At 47.6% G+C, this 16,748-nt stretch carries 10 protein-coding genes and 1 pseudogene; 9 read left to right on the forward strand and 2 right to left on the reverse strand.

The window, feature by feature from the left end; genetic code table 11:
* Positions 1 to 6 precede the first annotated feature (6 nt).
* The 6 genes and pseudogenes from AB9P05_RS11495 to AB9P05_RS11520 all read left to right on the forward strand — a co-directional run bounded on the left by AB9P05_RS11495 (position 7) and on the right by AB9P05_RS11520 (position 9,061).
* A complete protein-coding gene (locus AB9P05_RS11495) occupies positions 7 to 384 on the forward strand; it encodes a response regulator transcription factor (protein WP_371908967.1) in 378 nt (125 codons plus the stop codon).
* 1 nt (position 385) lies between these two features.
* A pseudogene (locus AB9P05_RS11500) lies at positions 386 to 2,263 on the forward strand (acetate--CoA ligase); the annotation flags it as partial.
* An 18-nt stretch (positions 2,264 to 2,281) separates the two neighbouring features.
* Positions 2,282 to 4,237: an acetate--CoA ligase gene (gene acs, locus AB9P05_RS11505; protein WP_371911349.1), complete on the forward strand. Its 1,956-nt coding sequence runs from the start codon at positions 2,282 to 2,284 to the stop codon at positions 4,235 to 4,237.
* A 916-nt stretch (positions 4,238 to 5,153) separates the two neighbouring features.
* Positions 5,154 to 7,172, forward strand: coding sequence for a DUF294 nucleotidyltransferase-like domain-containing protein (locus AB9P05_RS11510; protein ID WP_371908968.1), 2,019 nt, complete (start codon positions 5,154 to 5,156; stop codon positions 7,170 to 7,172).
* A complete protein-coding gene (locus AB9P05_RS11515; RefSeq protein ID WP_371908969.1) occupies positions 7,169 to 7,846 on the forward strand; it encodes a PolC-type DNA polymerase III in 678 nt (225 codons plus the stop codon). The genes AB9P05_RS11510 and AB9P05_RS11515 overlap by 4 nt, the downstream gene beginning before the upstream one ends.
* A 900-nt stretch (positions 7,847 to 8,746) precedes the next feature.
* Positions 8,747 to 9,061, forward strand: coding sequence for a hypothetical protein (locus tag AB9P05_RS11520; protein ID WP_371908970.1), 315 nt, complete (start codon positions 8,747 to 8,749; stop codon positions 9,059 to 9,061).
* 132 nt (positions 9,062 to 9,193) lie between these two features.
* Here the strand turns inward: AB9P05_RS11520 and AB9P05_RS11525 are convergent, their stop codons facing one another.
* Complete coding sequence (locus AB9P05_RS11525; RefSeq protein WP_371908971.1) at positions 9,194 to 12,232, reverse strand: T9SS type A sorting domain-containing protein; 3,039 nt, start codon at positions 12,230 to 12,232, stop codon at positions 9,194 to 9,196.
* Positions 12,233 to 12,513: 281 nt separating this feature from the next.
* Between AB9P05_RS11525 and AB9P05_RS11530 the strand changes: the two genes are divergently transcribed.
* The 3 genes from AB9P05_RS11530 to AB9P05_RS11540 all read left to right on the forward strand — a co-directional run bounded on the left by AB9P05_RS11530 (position 12,514) and on the right by AB9P05_RS11540 (position 14,268).
* A complete protein-coding gene (locus tag AB9P05_RS11530) occupies positions 12,514 to 12,663 on the forward strand; it encodes a hypothetical protein (protein WP_371908972.1) in 150 nt (49 codons plus the stop codon).
* Positions 12,664 to 12,885: 222 nt separating this feature from the next.
* A complete protein-coding gene (locus tag AB9P05_RS11535; RefSeq protein WP_371908973.1) occupies positions 12,886 to 13,143 on the forward strand; it encodes a DUF202 domain-containing protein in 258 nt (85 codons plus the stop codon).
* 978 nt (positions 13,144 to 14,121) lie between these two features.
* Positions 14,122 to 14,268, forward strand: a complete 147-nt coding sequence (locus tag AB9P05_RS11540; RefSeq protein ID WP_371908974.1) for a pinensin family lanthipeptide — start codon at positions 14,122 to 14,124, stop codon at positions 14,266 to 14,268.
* A gap of 81 nt (positions 14,269 to 14,349) precedes the next feature.
* Here AB9P05_RS11540 and AB9P05_RS11545 read toward each other — a convergent pair whose 3' ends face one another.
* Positions 14,350 to 16,716, reverse strand: coding sequence for a ribonucleoside-diphosphate reductase subunit alpha (locus tag AB9P05_RS11545; RefSeq protein ID WP_371908975.1), 2,367 nt, complete (start codon positions 16,714 to 16,716; stop codon positions 14,350 to 14,352).
* Between the last annotated feature and the right edge of the window lie 32 nt (positions 16,717 to 16,748).

Consider the following 16,748-nt stretch of genomic DNA (forward strand, 5'->3'; position numbering starts at 1 on the left):
GGCCAGATGAAACCGAAAATACTGATAGTAGACGATGAACCGAACATCCTTTTGTCACTCGAATTTCTCATGAAGAAAAACGGGTACGAGGTGTTCATTGCCCGGGACGGCAGCGAGGCACTCGACATCCTCAGCCAGCAGACACCCGAGGTCATACTCCTGGATATTATGATGCCCGAAGTAGATGGCTACGAAGTCTGCCAGCAAGTAAAAGCAAACCCCCTCATGAAAGACAGTAAAGTCATCTTTCTCAGTGCTAAAAGCAAAGAGAGTGACATCAGCAAAGGCTATGACGCAGGCGCAGACCTCTACATGACCAAACCCTTCTCCACCCGGGAACTCATGAGTAAAGTAAAAGAATTGACCCCGATCAAAAAAACATGATATGCAAGCCGTCAGCCAAGCCACCGGACACCAATACGAAGCTTTTTACAATAAAAGCATTGAACATCCCGCCGCCTTCTGGAAACAACACGCCAGAGAAATAAAGTGGTTCAAAGAGCCCTCACAGGTACTCAGCCAGGATCAGAACGGATTCTACCGCTGGTTTAGCGGAGGTAAGCTAAACACCTCCTACCTCGCACTCGATTACCACATCGAAAACGGCAGAGGTGACCAGACCGCCCTCATATATGACTCCCCCGTTACCAGCAACATTCGCCGCTTCACTTACAGGCAGCTACAGCAGCAGGTAGCCCGCTTTGCAGGTGGCCTCCAGGCCCGCGGAGTCAAAAAGGGCGATACCGTCGTCATCTACATGCCCATGGTCCCCGAAGCCGTTATTGCCATGCTCGCATGCGCACGCATTGGCGCCATTCACTCCGTCGTATTCGGAGGCTTTGCCCCCCGTGAGCTTGCCATCCGCATAGACGATGCCAAGCCCGCCGCCCTCATCACCGCCAGTTGCGGCATAGAAGTAGATAAAGTACTCCCCTACCTTCCCCTTGTAAATAAGGCCCTCGACATGGCCACCTACCCCGTCCCCGAGGTAATCGTGTTCCAGCGTCCCGAGCACCCCGTCCCCCTGCACGGCTTCACAGACTTTAACCACCTGCTCAGTGCCAGCCCCGCCGGCTTTGTAGAAGTAGAAGCCACCGATCCCCTCTACGTACTGTACACCTCCGGCACCACAGGCACCCCCAAAGGCATTGTGCGCGACCACGGCGGCCATGCCGTAGCCATGCGCTTCAGTATGAGATACGTATATGGGCTCCAGCCCGGCGATACCTTCTTTGCCGCCTCAGACATAGGCTGGGTCGTAGGGCACAGCTACATCGTATACGGCCCCCTCATCCATGGATGCACCGCCATCCTCTTCGAAGGCAAGCCCATAAAAACACCCGATGCAGGCACCTTCTGGCGTATCCTGCAAGATCACAAGGTCGACGTCCTCTTTACCGCACCCACCGCCATACGCGCCATACGCAAAGAAGACCCCGAAGCAACCTGCCTCAGCCACTACGATACCTCAGGCCTCAAAGCCCTTTTCCTGGCTGGGGAGCGCTGCGATGCCGCCACCATGAACTGGGCCAAAGAAAAACTTAACGTACCCGTTATAGACCACTGGTGGCAGACCGAGACAGGCTGGCCCATGGTCGCAAACATGCGGGGAGTGGAACTGCTCGATGTAAAGCCAGGCAGTGCCACAAAGCCCGTATGCGGGTACCAAATAGATATTCTCACTGAGCAGGGTGTGGAGGCAGCCCAGGGTGAGGAAGGATACGTAGCCGTAAAGCTACCCCTTCCTCCCGGCACCCTGCCCACACTATGGCACGACGATCAGCGCTTTCACAAAGGCTACATGCAACGCTTCCCCGGCTACTACTTTAGCGGTGATGGCGGCTACAAAGACCAGGATGGATACATATACATCACAGGCCGTGTAGACGACATCATCAACGTTTCAGGCCACCGCCTATCCACCGCCGAGATGGAAGAAATAGTCGCCGCCCACCCCGATGTCGCCGAGTGCGCCGTTATTGGTATCCATGACCCCCTACGTGGCCAGGTACCCATAGGCCTCGTCGTCATGAGAGGAGAGGCCACCCGCTCACCCGCACAACTCCAGGAAGACCTCGTCCGGATCGTGCGCAACCAGATTGGTGCCATAGCCTGCTTTAAAAAAGTAGTGCCCCTGCAGCGTCTGCCCAAGACACGCTCAGGAAAAACATTAAGAAGAACCATGAGGGCCATCGCCAACGGGGAAACCTATCAGATGCCCTCTACCATAGAAGACCCTGCCGTACTGCAGGAAATAACCGAACAGTTTAAGCAGTACAGGATTGCTAAGGGTGATAACCAAACAGAAAACGTAACCCCATTAAACCTTCAAACCCGTATGAGTTACCGTATTAATTCCTTTGAAGAGTATAAGGAAGCCTATAAAAAAAGTGTGGAAGACCCGGAGGCATTCTGGAGCGATATAGCCGAAAACTTTCAGTGGCGCCAGAAGTGGGACAAAGTACTCGAGTGGGACTTTGAGAAGCCCGATGTAAAATGGTTTCTCAATGGAAAGCTCAACATAACCGAAAACTGCCTCGACAGGCACCTCAAAACCCGCGGCAATAAGCTCGCCCTCATTTGGGAGCCAAACGACCCCAAAGAAAAGTTCGTGCGCCTCACCTATAAAGAACTGCATGAGGAAGTATGCAAGTTTGCCAATGTCCTCAAGCGCAATGGCGCTAAAAAAGGCGACCGCATCTGCATCTACATGCCTATGATTCCGGAGCTTGCCATTGCCGTACTCGCCTGTGCACGCATAGGAGCCGTCCACAGTGTCGTGTTTGCAGGCTTCTCCGCCCAGGCCATCGCCGGACGGGTAAACGACGCCTCCTGCTCCATGGTCATCACCTCCGATGGCCTCAACCGTGGCGCCAAGCAAATCCCCGTTAAGCGCGTCGTAGACGAAGCCATGGAACAGTGCAAAACCGTAGAGAAGATCATCGTCGTAGAACGCCTCGGCTGGGCCGTAAACATGGTAGAAGGCCGTGACGTATGGTACCATGATGAACTAAAGCAGGTGAGCGAAAAAAACTGCCAGGCGGAGGAGATGGACGCCGAAGACATGCTCTTTATTCTTTACACCTCCGGCAGTACCGGTAAGCCCAAAGGCGTCGTGCACTCCTGTGGCGGATACATGGTCTACGCCGACTACACCTTCCGCAATGTTTTCCAATATGATGAAAGCGACGTGTACTGGTGCACCGCCGACATCGGCTGGATCACTGGTCACTCATACATCATCTACGGGCCCCTGCTCGCCGGCGCTACCACCATGATGTTCGAAGGCGTACCCACATATCCGGACAACGGCCGCTTCTGGCAGATCTGCGATAAGCACGGCGTCAACCAGTTCTACACAGCACCCACCGCCATACGCGCCCTCATGGCCGGCGATGTAGACGACGTCCTCAGCTACAGCCTCGACTCACTCAAGACCCTCGGGTCAGTTGGTGAGCCAATAAACGAAGAAGCCTGGCAGTGGTATCACCTCCATGTAGGTAAAGAAAAATGCCCCATTGTCGATACATGGTGGCAAACAGAGACAGGCGGCATCATGATCAGCCCCCTCGCAGGCATCACAGAGCTCAAGCCCGCCCATGCCACCTACCCGCTACCCGGCGTACAGCCCGTACTTGTCGATGCCGAGGGTAACGAGATAGAAGGCAATGACGTTGAGGGCCACCTCTGCATAAAATTCCCCTGGCCAGGAATGATACGCACCACCTATGGTGATCATGAGCGCTGCCGCCAGACCTACTTCAGCACCTATAAAGGCAAGTACTTCACCGGTGATGGCGCTAAGCGTGATAAAGATGGTATGTACCGCATCATTGGCCGCGTAGATGATGTGATCAATGTGAGCGGACACCGCTTCGGTACTGCAGAGATCGAGAGTGCCATCAATGAGCATCCAAAAGTGGTCGAGTCAGCCGTAGTAGGGTATCCCCATGAAATAAAGGGCCAGGGAATCTATGCCTATGTCATTACTGCCGAAGAAGTGAAAGATGCAGAGACCGTTAGGGGAGAGATTATCGAGAAAGTTGTTCAGATGATCGGCAAGATTGCCAAACCCGAAAAGATCCAGTTCGTAAGCGGACTGCCAAAAACCCGCTCAGGCAAGATCATGCGCCGCATTCTCAGAAAGGTAGCCGAAGGCGACACTTCCAATCTTGGAGATACCACCACACTCCTTGATCCCGATGTAGTCGACGAAATCAAGGCCGGAGCGCTATAAACCAATTTCCTTTTAATTTTTGTGCTTATAACAACAGGCCCGGTGAGAATTGGGCCTGTTTTTTTTACAATGATAGGCAGGTAGCTCCTGACCTTACGACCAGACCGCCTTACCCCACCCTTTTGTCAGATAGTAGGCAGGCCGGTAGATACATTCAGCACTTTAATCTATCAGTAGCACGGAGGGTACGACACACAGCCATGCTGATTATCACCATAGCTTGCATCCCCATCCATATCACATGGAAAAGAGCCACAATCCCTCGTATCCCCTCCTTTGATAATGTTCGCTTTAGAAGTAGAAAAGCTACTTAGTGAAAGGTCTGATAGGTTAAGTTTTCTCCTAGACATAATAATGATTAGTTTAGTTATAGTGTATTAACAGTGACTATTATCGTCCTATTGCCTACTTCAGTAAATTAATCAACTTATACTATGTGTTAAAAGAGCATCCAAAACCTGCTTTTCACACCGTCACTACACGCAAAAAATCCGCAATCCACCCCACACCAGCTCAACACGCATAACTCCCCACTACTCAATTACTCTGTAACTCAATCATTCTATCATTCTCAAATCCATCCATCTACCACTCCCAACTCAAAACCAAACACTTAAAACTCATAACTAAAGACCCAACACTACCAGCACATCACTTTCAATTACTCTGTTACTCATCAATTCTATCATTTCTATCATTCACTCAATCGCTCCTTCAAAATTCACTCAATCATTCATTCAAAACTCACTCATTAACCACCCTATCAACCCCCATCTCCATCCATCTACCATTCCAAACTAAAAACTAAACACTCATAACTAAAGACTCCCCACTCAATGACTCTGTTACTCATCAATTCTGTTATTCAAATATTCTTTCATTTCTCCCTCACCTGCCTTACTTTACAGATTATACTATGGCATCCAATATTATCCTTGAGCGTGTATTCGACTTCCTGAAAGACTTCCCCCCCTTCAGTCTGCTCGAAAGCAGCCATTTGAGAGCTATTTCAGCCAATGTCAGCGTCAGGTACCTTGAGCAGGGTGAGTATGTCTTCCGGCAGGGTGATGACCCACATCCCGAATTTTTTATAGTAAAGCAGGGCTCCGTAGAGCTAAGGCAGTCGCCAACTCCTGCACCCGGACAGGAGTCCGGTATAAATATGGCAGCCAGCGCCGTGTCAGGGACTGCTGAAGACGGAAAAGGAGCACTTATAGACGTATGCGATGAGGGAGATGTGTTCGGTGTGCGCGCCATGATCTCCCAGCTACCCTACATATCCAATGCCCTCGCTGCAGAGGAAGTTCTGCTATATGGCATACCCACCGAAGTCTTCAAACCCCTCCTTACCGATAACTCACGGGTCGCACTCTTTTTCGCAGCCGGTTTTGCCGCTGGTCAGCCCGTCGTTCGCAGTAATCTTTTTGACACCAGCAGAGGACAGCAAACCCTCGGAGAGCAGGCCAGACCTCATTTTAGTATATTTCGTCTAGCCGAGATATTCAGCACCCAGGCTGGCCGTAGCCTCGTCTCCTGCCGTCCGGATGAGACCATTCAGGCCGTGGCTGCCCGAATGAGTCATGAGGGAGTAGGGTCCATCATTATCATCGATAAGAATAAGCGTCCACTCGGTATAGTAACCGATACCGATTTCAGAAAAAAAGTAGTAACCGGCATAGTGCCCATCACCCGGCCTGTACAGGATATTATGAATAGCCCTGTGGTTACCGTATCCCCTTCGCTATCAGTAGCCGAAGTACTTATACGCATGATGCGCGAGCACGTCCACCACCTGTGTGTTACGGTTGATGGTACCCCCGATACCCAGGCCACCGGTATTATTTCCGAGCATGACCTGCTGCTCAGGCAAGGCAGTAACCCGGCAGTTATTCTCAGAGAAATAGAAAAGAGCAGTGGGGTAGAGGCCCTGCCCGCTTTGCGAAACCGCGCCGAAGAGCTGCTTAGTTATTACCTTCAGCAGGAAGTAAACATCGCGTTCGTCGCGGGCGTCATTTCCGAAATAAACGATGCCATCATCCGCAAGGCCCTGCAGCATGCCGAAGGCGTGCTTGAAAAAGCCAACATTCCCTCGCCCGGCCTGCGCTACTGCTGGTTGTCTTTAGGTAGTGAAGGCAGAGAGGAACAGTTACTACGTACCGATCAGGACAATGCCCTCGTATACGAAGATCCTCCTGCCGGAAAAGAGGAAATTGCCTCAGCCTATTTCCTTCAGCTAGCCTCTGAAACCAATAATGTGCTCATAGACTGCGGATTTGCTGAGTGCCCTTCTGATATGATGGCCCGAAATCAGCGCTGGTGCCAGCCGCTTAGGCAGTGGAAGGACTACTTTGGCGACTGGATACGTACCCCCGACGAGAAGTCCCTCATGCTCGCCACCATCTTTTTCGATTTCCGTCCGGTATACGGAGACTACCGGCTGGCCGATTCCCTTACTGATTTTATCTATCACCAGATCAGACGTGATAAACTATTTCTTAACTACCTGGCCGCAAATGCCATGCAGAATCCGCCACCCCTGGGCTTTTTCCGGAACCTGCTCGTAGAGCGAAGCGGTGAGCATAAAGACAGCTTCGATATCAAACTCCGTGCAATGATGCCCCTTGTGGATGCCGCCCGCGTCCTTATACTTAGCCATGAAGTCAATGGCATCAACAACACCTTCAGGCGATATGAAAAGCTCGCTGAACTGGAGCCTAAAAATGCCGACCTTTTTCGTGAAGCAGCCATTGCCTATGAGATCATGATGAGGCTGCGTGCCCGTACCGGACTCAATCACAGCAATTCCGGGCGCTATATACCAATACATGAACTCAGCAAAATTGCCCGGCAGACCCTACGCCACGGCTTTCGCCCTATAGCCGATGTTCAGGAAGTACTCCGGGTACGTTTTCAATTGGATATGTTACGCCGATGAAGTTATGGCGAAGTATATTTCATTCGGATAAATACCGGCCAGCCTACTGGGAAGGTTATAAAAAGTCCCTCCGGCAATGCTGTGCCAGTCACTTGCCCCTGGAGCAGGTTCGTTTTGTAGTATATGATACTGAGACCACCGGCCTCGACCCCTCCTCTGATTCCGTTCTCAGCATCGGTGCTATTGGTGTCAAAGGCGGAGCCATTCACGTGCAGGACAGCTTTGAGTGCGTGGTTCACCAGGCCCAAGTAAGCCGGGAGAGTATATCCGTACATGGCCTTACCCCCGGCAGAGTGCTGGCTGGCATTCCCGAAAAGGAGGCTATCCATACCTTTATAAACTACATAAAAGGAAGTGTGTTAGTTGCCCATCATGCCGCGTTTGATCGGGCTGTAATAAACAACACCATCAAAAAGCACTATCACGCTAAGCTGCTTAATAAGATTCTTGACACCGCCACCCTGGCCATCCGCCTTGAGAAATTCGGCCATCCACCCGAGTCTGTCCGGCGGGAAGAGTACACCCTCGACGCCCTTTGTAAGCGCTACAACATTCGTGCTCACGACCGCCACACCGCCCCCGGAGACAGCTTCATCACCGCCCAGCTATTTCAAAAGCTCCTGCGCCTGGCCCATAAGCGCGGCATCAAAACCCTGGGTGACCTCCTGGGCTGAATAAAGGGTTGGAAAAAAATAAATCAAGTTTGGGAAATAGATTAGTTAGGTTTGGAAATCTAATTCCTAAAATCCTTTTGCGTATGCTGTTTTAGCCTTTTGTTTAATCATAAATTATAATTCTATGCCTGTTAAGCATACCCCAACAAGTGAAGTACACAAAGGGCAAAAAGGAGGAAAGACCGGATGCGGATTTGATACAACTGAACATCCGGAACACTGGGTAAATTCTAATCAGAGAATTACTTGTGCTAAAAATGGTTGTCGAAACTAAGGCTATTTAAGTAAAATGAGGCTGTCTCGAAAGGCAGCCTTTTTATTCAAAACATAATTTTGTATTTGTTAAACTACCGCGGGGTTGTACCGGGCCGCCTTCGGTTCCGTGGTGGCCATTTCCGCGAAGTTGGTACCGGAGTGCGTCCGATTCGCTATGTAGAGTGTTTGAAGCGATTATCCAAATATTGTTTGGTATTAAAAGTAGCCTTGCTGCTTTTGAGACCGCCCCCTTTTCATATTGATTTAACAGGTAATTCATTGATTGCCTAATTTAATCCTATAGACGAACAGTCAACCTTTTCAGATAGGTGAATTAATTGTCACTTCCACCTTACCCCAACTAAAAACAATTGTCAGGCTAAGTGACTCAGGAACAGATACTAAAGTTCAAATAAAAACAGAACGCAAGCCTTGGAGGTAGCCTCATGGCACGACGAATATAACCCTCCCCTTAGCAAATTGTGCGCAGATAGGACAGTGTGTTGCAGAATAGCCTTATATTTATAGTGAACCAAAAGAACATTTATGCTACCAATAGGAGAGTTAATCACCCAATTGCCCTCAATGCCTCTGAAAGAGGCTGAATCTAATATTCAAACGTCAGATAAGCCGTAAAACCCGTCTTTGGAGTGTTTTCAAGTTCACCCGGGGCGCCCCTTTGCCGGTAAGATCAACAAAGATGATAGTGTAACTGTAAGCCGCTACCGCTACACCTTCTTCAGGTTTATGCCCGAAATTTATACACGCTGGACCCTAGAGGAAAAGCATCAACAGCTATACCTTAAAATGAATCACCAGCTCACCCCGTTTTCCACGTTGGGATGTGCGTTGGCAAGTGTGGCGATCATTTTAAGCCTAATGATAGGCAATGTAAAAGTAGTTTTGACCGGTATATTGATCATGCTCATACTGGCATTTTTTGTAAAAAGGGAAATGTGAATCAACGAAAAACTTCTGGAACAACTAGCCTGCGACAGTAAGATGGCAAGCGCCTAGCTTCCTGAGTAAACGACAATAAAAAAAGCACCTGCCGCAAGGCAGGTGCTTTTCTGATTTACAGGGCGGCTGCTCTTACCTGAACATAACCTGTACTGTTTCCAGCGTATGCCCGTCTGATAACCTGAGCAAATAAACCCCTGCAGGTACGCCTTCGCAGTTGACCTCGATAGGTTCACCGTTACCACTGATTTGCATTTGTCTCACTATCCGGCCATCGACAGCCATCAGTTCGATGCTGGCTTCTCCGTTAACTTGTGATCCGCTAACCGTAAGCAGCCTGCTTTCAGAAGAAACAGGGTTAGGGTAGGCAGAAAGAGAAACCCCTTGCATTATGCTGCTTACACGGACGATATCTAACTGCTCACTGGTGCCATCTACATCATACTGCTTAAGCATATAGTAGTAATCACCCCCCTGCACACTTGCATCCAGGTAACTGTACGTTGTTTTCTCCTCACTATCACCGGCTCCCTTTACAGTAGTTAGCAGGCTCCAATCTCTCGCATTACGGCTGCGGTACAGTTCGAAGCGATCATTTTGCTTTTCAATCGTAGTAGCCCATTCGAGCATATTCCCCGATAGTGTGCCCTCTCCTTCAAAGTAAAGAAGCTCGACAGGTAAAGGATTCAGCCCTGTGGATGAACCAAATGTAAACGGACTGAAGCTTGATATGCCGGTTACTTCTAGGCCGCCTTCTGCACTACCTCCGGTAGCACTTCCGGAGATAAAGCTACCCCCTTCACTTTGCCATTGACCTCCTGTATAATGAGCAATCACCAGGTCCCCCATCGTCAGGTCAGTAATATCACTTTCATCCGCATTCTTCCAGTAAAATGTCATGTCGATGCTCCCCAGTGATCCTTCATCATGGTGAATATCCCAGTATTCCAATTTACTTACGCGCTCCAGACCAGCTTTGAGATTGTCTACATCACCGGGCTTATTATTGAAGTATTCCGCACGCATTTTCAGGTTGCTGTCCGCTCCCCGGGGGTTCCATATACGTAAGGGCGCCCATTTGCCGTCTTTACCAAGAGGGAATACAAACGAGAAGTCATCACCCTCCTTTACAGCCGGACCATCAATGTAACTGTTTGCATTGCCTGAGTTAGTCGTAGCTCCTTCGGTAAAAGTTACTGGGTGGGCATCCGATGAGATAAAGACTCCACGCCGAAGTCTCATTTCTCCTGTTACTCTTAATCCTGACTGGAGATAAAGGAAAGATCCGGGTACCTTATCCACCTCCATATCATTAAAGACAATATCGTTACTACCTCCTTTACTCAGGGTAAGGTCAAAGCGGTTAAGTCTTCCCGCCAGTTCGGCAAATGTCGTAAATACTCTCAGCTTCCAGTTACCGGCATAAGTACCGTTATAAGTTGAGAGAGTTTCCTCCGGGCGGTATACGCCGGACAGGTTAACATTCTGAATACTAGGGGGGAGGGGTTGTCCTGTGTCGCGGAAAGTGACATTATCCAGGTCTTCTCCATTTTGTCCGCGGCCCTCAATAAGTTTGATCTGTTTGCCATCAGGAGCTACGAGGTAAAGCGTGATATTACGCATCTTATCATAGTCCAGGTCTACCGTCACACTTTTCAGACCTGAAAACCCTGAGTTCGGCACAGATATAGTCGTTTCTGATACCAGCCCCAGACCTGTTGCCGCCCAGGTACTACCCGGACTTACAGAGAGAGTACTGTCGTTAGTAACGCCAAATCCATTATTAACTATGTTTTGATCTGCACTGCCGGAAAACAAAACCTTTCCGGAGCCTTCCACCGTGAACACTCCGTTATTTATGAAATCACCGGCAATTTCAAGAGTGGTACCATCCTTTACTGTCAGAAAACTTCCTGATTCAATAGTAAGGTCATGCGTTTGAGCATCTGTATCAATATCCACAAAAACCGGACTAACGCATCCAATCGTTACATCATCTGCTACGGTGGGCAGTGAGGTGGCTGCTCCCCATACCACAGGCTGACTCCATTTGCCAGACTCTACCGGCTGCAGGCCGCTACCCTGTGTTCCGGGTGTTTGGGTATAATCCACATAAGAATCAGAAAATATACCTTCCCCTATCAGGTAAAAGCGATACACGTAGCTTGTACCTGGTGTAAACGTTCCGTCTGAAAATGCCCGGGCATCCGGTGGCAGTCTCTTGATTACCTGAAATGCTTCATCTGAAGCATTGGCTGGCTTTCTCATCACTACAATACCTGCCTCTGTAATACCATTCTCGTCAAACTGAACATTGAATACATTTGGAGAAGGACAAGTGGAATTGATGTTACTTACAATACCTGCAGGCTTATTATTCGAAACAAATGTGAAGTACTTCCTTCCACCATTTACATCGAAGACGTCGAAGTTATCTACCGGCCCCACAGTATAATTCAATGTTGAAGACAGTAAATTTGTCACGGGGTTAATCGAGTAGTAATTTCCCGATTCAGGACCAATGCCGAAACCCATACGGTAGTAAGCATTCCGGTATCCGTTAGATAGTGAAATATTCCCGTATATAAAGTCTATCCTCCCTGGATCAGTAGAACCGGGAGCGGATTCGTAGAGTCTTACACGAAAGCTTCCGTTTGAATCGCCTGTACCCACTGGCATTTCCATATTTCGCCACTCAACCAAGAGTTGCCTGTTAGGGGCAGCACCCACCACACGGTAGTGTACCTTACCATTATTATTGGTGCCCCAGCCATCGTCTACTGTTTCATAATTGTCCCAGCAGAAACCAAAGAAGCATGTAGTACCGGTAATCCGCTGCACTGAGACACTAGTCAAAGGGACTATTCGTGCATTACCAGGTATGCCGTAAGTATTGGCGCCAGCCAGTACCTGCTCCGCACCAAGGCGTAGCACGCCATTCGTATTTACTGAAAAAGAGTTGTATACCTTTCCCATGTAAACAACATCAAAACCTATATCAGTTACCGGCGAGCTCACATCAGACTGGTTTGGTCCAATTAGCTGAGAGCTCCCACCCATACCGGCCATAGATCCGTTATTGCCCGAAGACATGACATACGAAGTGATATTTTGTGCAAAAGAAAAGCCGGTCAGCGATGAGAAAAATAAAAACAGCAGTATTACACGCATAAAGATCCGATTTTAGAATATAAAAATACGGATAACCTCAGCCAGCTTGCAATGAAGTGTAATAAATTATATAAAATTAGTCATACTTTGTGAGTTGAAACAACAACTTGATAAGAGGTATCCTGGTTAATTCCGGTAAATATCCGGTTGCCACTCTCTTTAAAGCAGGAGACCTGCATCTGATTAAGCTGCCTGGCTGCCGGTAAATGGAGATAGGTGAAAACCCCTATTTGATGTAAGGTTTTGTGATAGTAGATTAGACATTTAAATTAATAACCGAGATGAAAAAGAATATCACTAAACTTCCTGCCCTTTCGGTAATGAGTTTTAAGACCTCAGAGCCAACTAAGATGATAAAAGGGGGCTTTCGCACCATGGATCGTACCAACTGCTATAGTGGCTGTACGTGTATAGAACGGTGCCAGGTATAATTAATTTTACAGTCAGAGGATACAGTCCCTTGCTGCAGAGCTTATAATGTATAAAGAGACTGTACCTCATTTTTTACAATCCTTCTTTTTATCTCCCATCTCTCCGTACTTCTTATAAACACACATCCTGCATTCAGCCAGATAGACTAAGGATACTTGTTAATTAAACCCGTTAATAGAACTGAGATACTATTCTGCATTCTGATCCTAAAGTTTCGGCAAATGGAAAATAAAAAAGCAAGCCCTGCTAATATCATGGCCCTGGAGCGTACTAAACTCGCTAATGAAAGGACCTTCCTCGCTTATTTAAGAACATTCATTGTCTTTTTTAGCTCAGGGTTTGCCATACTTAAGATTGAGGTGCTCGATAATCTCACCATACTTGCTTATTTGTTCATAGCCACGGCCATACTCCTCCTGGTATTTGGGACAGTGCGTTTTATTCATGTCAGAAAACGAATCACGCGTTATCTGCAGTGAGGGGAAGTTTTGTCAGGTCCGATTAATGAGGGTTAACCCTCATTTTCAGTCAAATTGATTTAAACTATATTATGTATCCATTTAGCCTTATTGTGGAAAAGCGACTCCGGGCTTTAATCCCTGTGGACAAGTGCTTTAAGCCATAAAGAAGGCTGGATTGTTAAGGTATTGGCAGTTTTTCTTCTTCCCTGTATTCATCACCAGGTGATTTGAGGAGTTCAGGTAAAAATGAGTTGTCAGATGATTATTCTACCAAAAAAAGAGGTGTACCAGGTTACGTTATTGTGCCGGGTTTCATGAATGTATGTGGCCAATTCAATCACTAAGCAGTTGAGGAATACGTCGGTTTAGCTTGTAACTTTTTAAATTATACATATACGAAAAAGCAAAAAGTCAAACTCGAAAATTTGAAGATCAGAAGCTTTAAAACAGACATGATTACGGACCTTAAAGCTAAAGGTGGTACAGGATCAGCTATTGATTTCTCTAATTGTAGCTTTTGTTATTGTGACCACCACTAATAGGGTAGGCATATGATGAAAAAACAAAAAATTAAGCTGGCGAACCTTAAGATTACGAGCTTTAAGACTGAAACAGTGTCTGAAATAAAAGTCAGAGGCGGGGAAAGATCAGCTCTTAATCCACTGGGTACTTTTTGTAGTTGTGATTGCGATTTCACCTGATCAATAAAAGGTATTTTGGGGTTCCAGTTGGAATCCCGTTGTTTTATTAACCATAAATTTTTTCTTATGAAAAAGACCATTGAACTAAAGGATCTGAAAATTGAAAGCTTCAAGACCTCAGTATCCACTCAATTAAAAGGTGGGGCAAGAACCTGGGATTTTACCTTTTGCCATACAGCCTGCTCTTGCCCTATTACAGTTTAAACCCTTAGGCAATAGTTGAAATTAATGGGTTAGAAATGGATTTTTTCTATCCCGAAATTCACAAATACCCTTATTAGAAAATTTATCTGTTATGAAAAAGACTATTAAACTTCAGGACCTGCAAATTACCAGCTTCCTTACTTCTGAAAATGAACAGAAGAAAGTAAAAGGCGGAATTAAGACTGTTAATGTAACTGATTGTACCAATTGCAATGCATATGGATGCTGGCAGTGGTAAGTGCTCCATTTTTCTATAGTATAAAAAAGAAGGCCTTCCCGCGGGAAGGCCTTCTTTTTGGTTATCGTATTTCGTTTTTGCTTAGCTACCACAGGCGATACAATCGTCCGGATTGTCCAGGCTGCAGGCCATGTCACTGGCTTTTTGCGCCTGTAGCTCTTCTGCCGTAGGCTCTGCCTGACGTTGTTTCTCTACGGTGAACTTGATGGCGTCTGCCGCTGCCTTCGTACGCAGATAATACATACCCGTTTTCAGTCCCTTCTTCCATGCGTAAAAATGCATAGAAGTCAGCTTGCCAAAGTTAGGGTCTTGTATGTGCACGTTAAGGCTTTGGCTCTGGCATATGTAGGCACCACGGTCGGCCGCCATATCCAGGATAGCCCGCTGGCTGATCTCCCAAACTGTGCGGTAAAGGTCCTTGATATTCTGAGGGATGCCGGCAATATTCTGGATAGACCCATTAGCCTCAATCAGGCGGTTTTTCATTTCCTCATTCCACATGCCCAACTCGATCAGGTCTTTCATCAGGTGCTTGTTCACCACGATAAATTCACCGGACAGCGTACGGCGTGTATAGATGTTTGAGGTGTAAGGCTCAAAGCATTCATTATTACCGAGTATCTGTGAAGTGGAAGCCGTCGGCATTGGTGCCACTAGAAGTGAATTGCGTACACCGTGTTTCTTTACCTCACGCTTAAGGCTGTCCCAGTCCCAGCGGCCGCTGTCAGGCGTAACGCCCCACATATCGAACTGGAATATACCCTTGCTTACGGGAGAGCCTTTGAAAGTCTCATACGGCCCCTCTTCCATTGCCAGCTCCATAGAAGTTTCCATAGCGGCATAATATATGGTCTCGAATATATCCCTGTTCAGGCCACGAGCCTCTTCCGAATCAAAAGGCATCCGAAGCTGCATGAACGTATCTGCAAGCCCCTGCACACCCAGTCCGATAGGACGGTGGCGCATATTACTGTTACGCGCTTCTTTTACAGGGTAGTAGTTCACATCGATTACCTTATTCAGGTTACGTGTGGCTACCTTGGTTATTTCATAGAGCTTCTGATGATCGAACTTGCCGTCCTTCACATACTTCGGCAGGGCGATAGACGCAAGGTTACATACAGCAACTTCATCTTTGGAGGTATACTCCATTATTTCCGTACACAGGTTACTGCTGCGTATTGTACCAAGGTTCTTCTGGTTAGACTTCTTGTTAGCGGCATCTTTATAGAGCATATAAGGCACGCCGGTTTCAATCTGACTTTCTAGTATCTCAAACCACAGGTCCTGTGCTTTTATCGTCTTACGAGCTTTTCCTTCACGCTCATACTTTTCATACAGGCGCTCAAAGTCCTCTCCGTATTTATCATACAGGTCAGGAGCTTCATTAGGACAGAAGAGTGACCACTCGAGGTTTTCTTCCACACGCTTCATGAAGAGATCAGGAATCCATAGTGCGTAGAAGAGGTCGCGTGCCCGAAGCTCTTCCTTTCCGTGGTTTTTCTTAAGGTCAAGGAACTGGAAGACATCCGCATGCCAGGGCTCCAGGTATACCGCAAAACTACCTTTACGCTTTCCACCCCCCTGGTCTACGTAGCGTGCAGTCATATCGAAGTTCCGAAGCATAGGTACGATACCATTAGAAGTGCCGTTGGTGCCACGAATATAAGAGCCGGTAGCACGTACGTTGTGTATGCTCAGTCCGATTCCTCCTGCAGACTGGCTGATCTTAGCGCATTGCTTTAGCGTATCGTAAATACCATCAATACTATCATCCTGCATGCTGAGCAGGAAACAGCTTGATAGCTGAGGCTTAGGCGTACCTGCATTAAAGAGGGTAGGGGTTGCATGTGTAAACCACTTCTCTGAAAGCAAATTGTACGTTTCCAGTGCCTTATCTATATCATTCTGATGTATGCCCACCGCCACACGCATAAGCATATGCTGAGGACGCTCCACGATTTTTCCGTCAAGTTTTATAAGGTAGCTGCGTTCCAGCGTCTTAAAGCCAAAGAAGTCGTAGTTGAAGTCACGGCTATAATCTATGGCCGCATCCAGGCGGGCAGCATGTTTTTTAATTACACCATACACATCTTTCGAGATAAGAGAAGCATTTTCCCCTGTCTTCGGATCTATGAAAGTGTAAAGTCTTTTCATCGTATTAGAAAAAGACTGACTGGTTACCTTATGCAGGTTACTGATAGCTATACGCGCGGCAAGTATGGCAAAGTCAGGATGGCGCGTTGTCATCGATGCACATATCTCTGCTGCCAGATTGTCCAGTTCTACTGTAGACACACCGTCATAAAGACCAGCGATAACTTTGCGGGCAATATCTACAGGATCAATATATTGGCGATCCAGACCGTAGCATAGTTTTTCTATGCGGGCCGTTATTTTATCAAATTTGACACTTTCGCGTCTTCCGTCTCTTTTGACTACTAACATGCTTGAGGAATTGAGGGGATATTCGGTGTTTT

Source organism: Roseivirga sp. BDSF3-8 (assembly GCF_041449215.1).
In the GTDB taxonomy this organism is placed as follows: domain Bacteria; phylum Bacteroidota; class Bacteroidia; order Cytophagales; family Cyclobacteriaceae; genus JBGNFV01.

Bases quoted from the DNA above. Each gene is read 5' to 3' on its own strand.
- AB9P05_RS11535 (WP_371908973.1), top strand. From the start codon at position 12,886: ATGGAAAATAAAAAAGCAAGCCCTGCTAATATCATGGCCCTGGAGCGT.
- AB9P05_RS11545 (WP_371908975.1), bottom strand. From the start codon at position 16,716: ATGTTAGTAGTCAAAAGAGACGGAAGACGCGAAAGTGTCAAATTTGAT.
- AB9P05_RS11515 (WP_371908969.1), top strand. From the start codon at position 7,169: ATGAAGTTATGGCGAAGTATATTTCATTCGGATAAATACCGGCCAGCC.
- AB9P05_RS11495 (WP_371908967.1), top strand. From the start codon at position 7: ATGAAACCGAAAATACTGATAGTAGACGATGAACCGAACATCCTTTTG.
- AB9P05_RS11530 (WP_371908972.1), top strand. From the start codon at position 12,514: ATGAAAAAGAATATCACTAAACTTCCTGCCCTTTCGGTAATGAGTTTT.
- AB9P05_RS11525 (WP_371908971.1), bottom strand. From the start codon at position 12,232: ATGCGTGTAATACTGCTGTTTTTATTTTTCTCATCGCTGACCGGCTTT.
- AB9P05_RS11510 (WP_371908968.1), top strand. From the start codon at position 5,154: ATGGCATCCAATATTATCCTTGAGCGTGTATTCGACTTCCTGAAAGAC.
- AB9P05_RS11540 (WP_371908974.1), top strand. From the start codon at position 14,122: ATGAAAAAGACTATTAAACTTCAGGACCTGCAAATTACCAGCTTCCTT.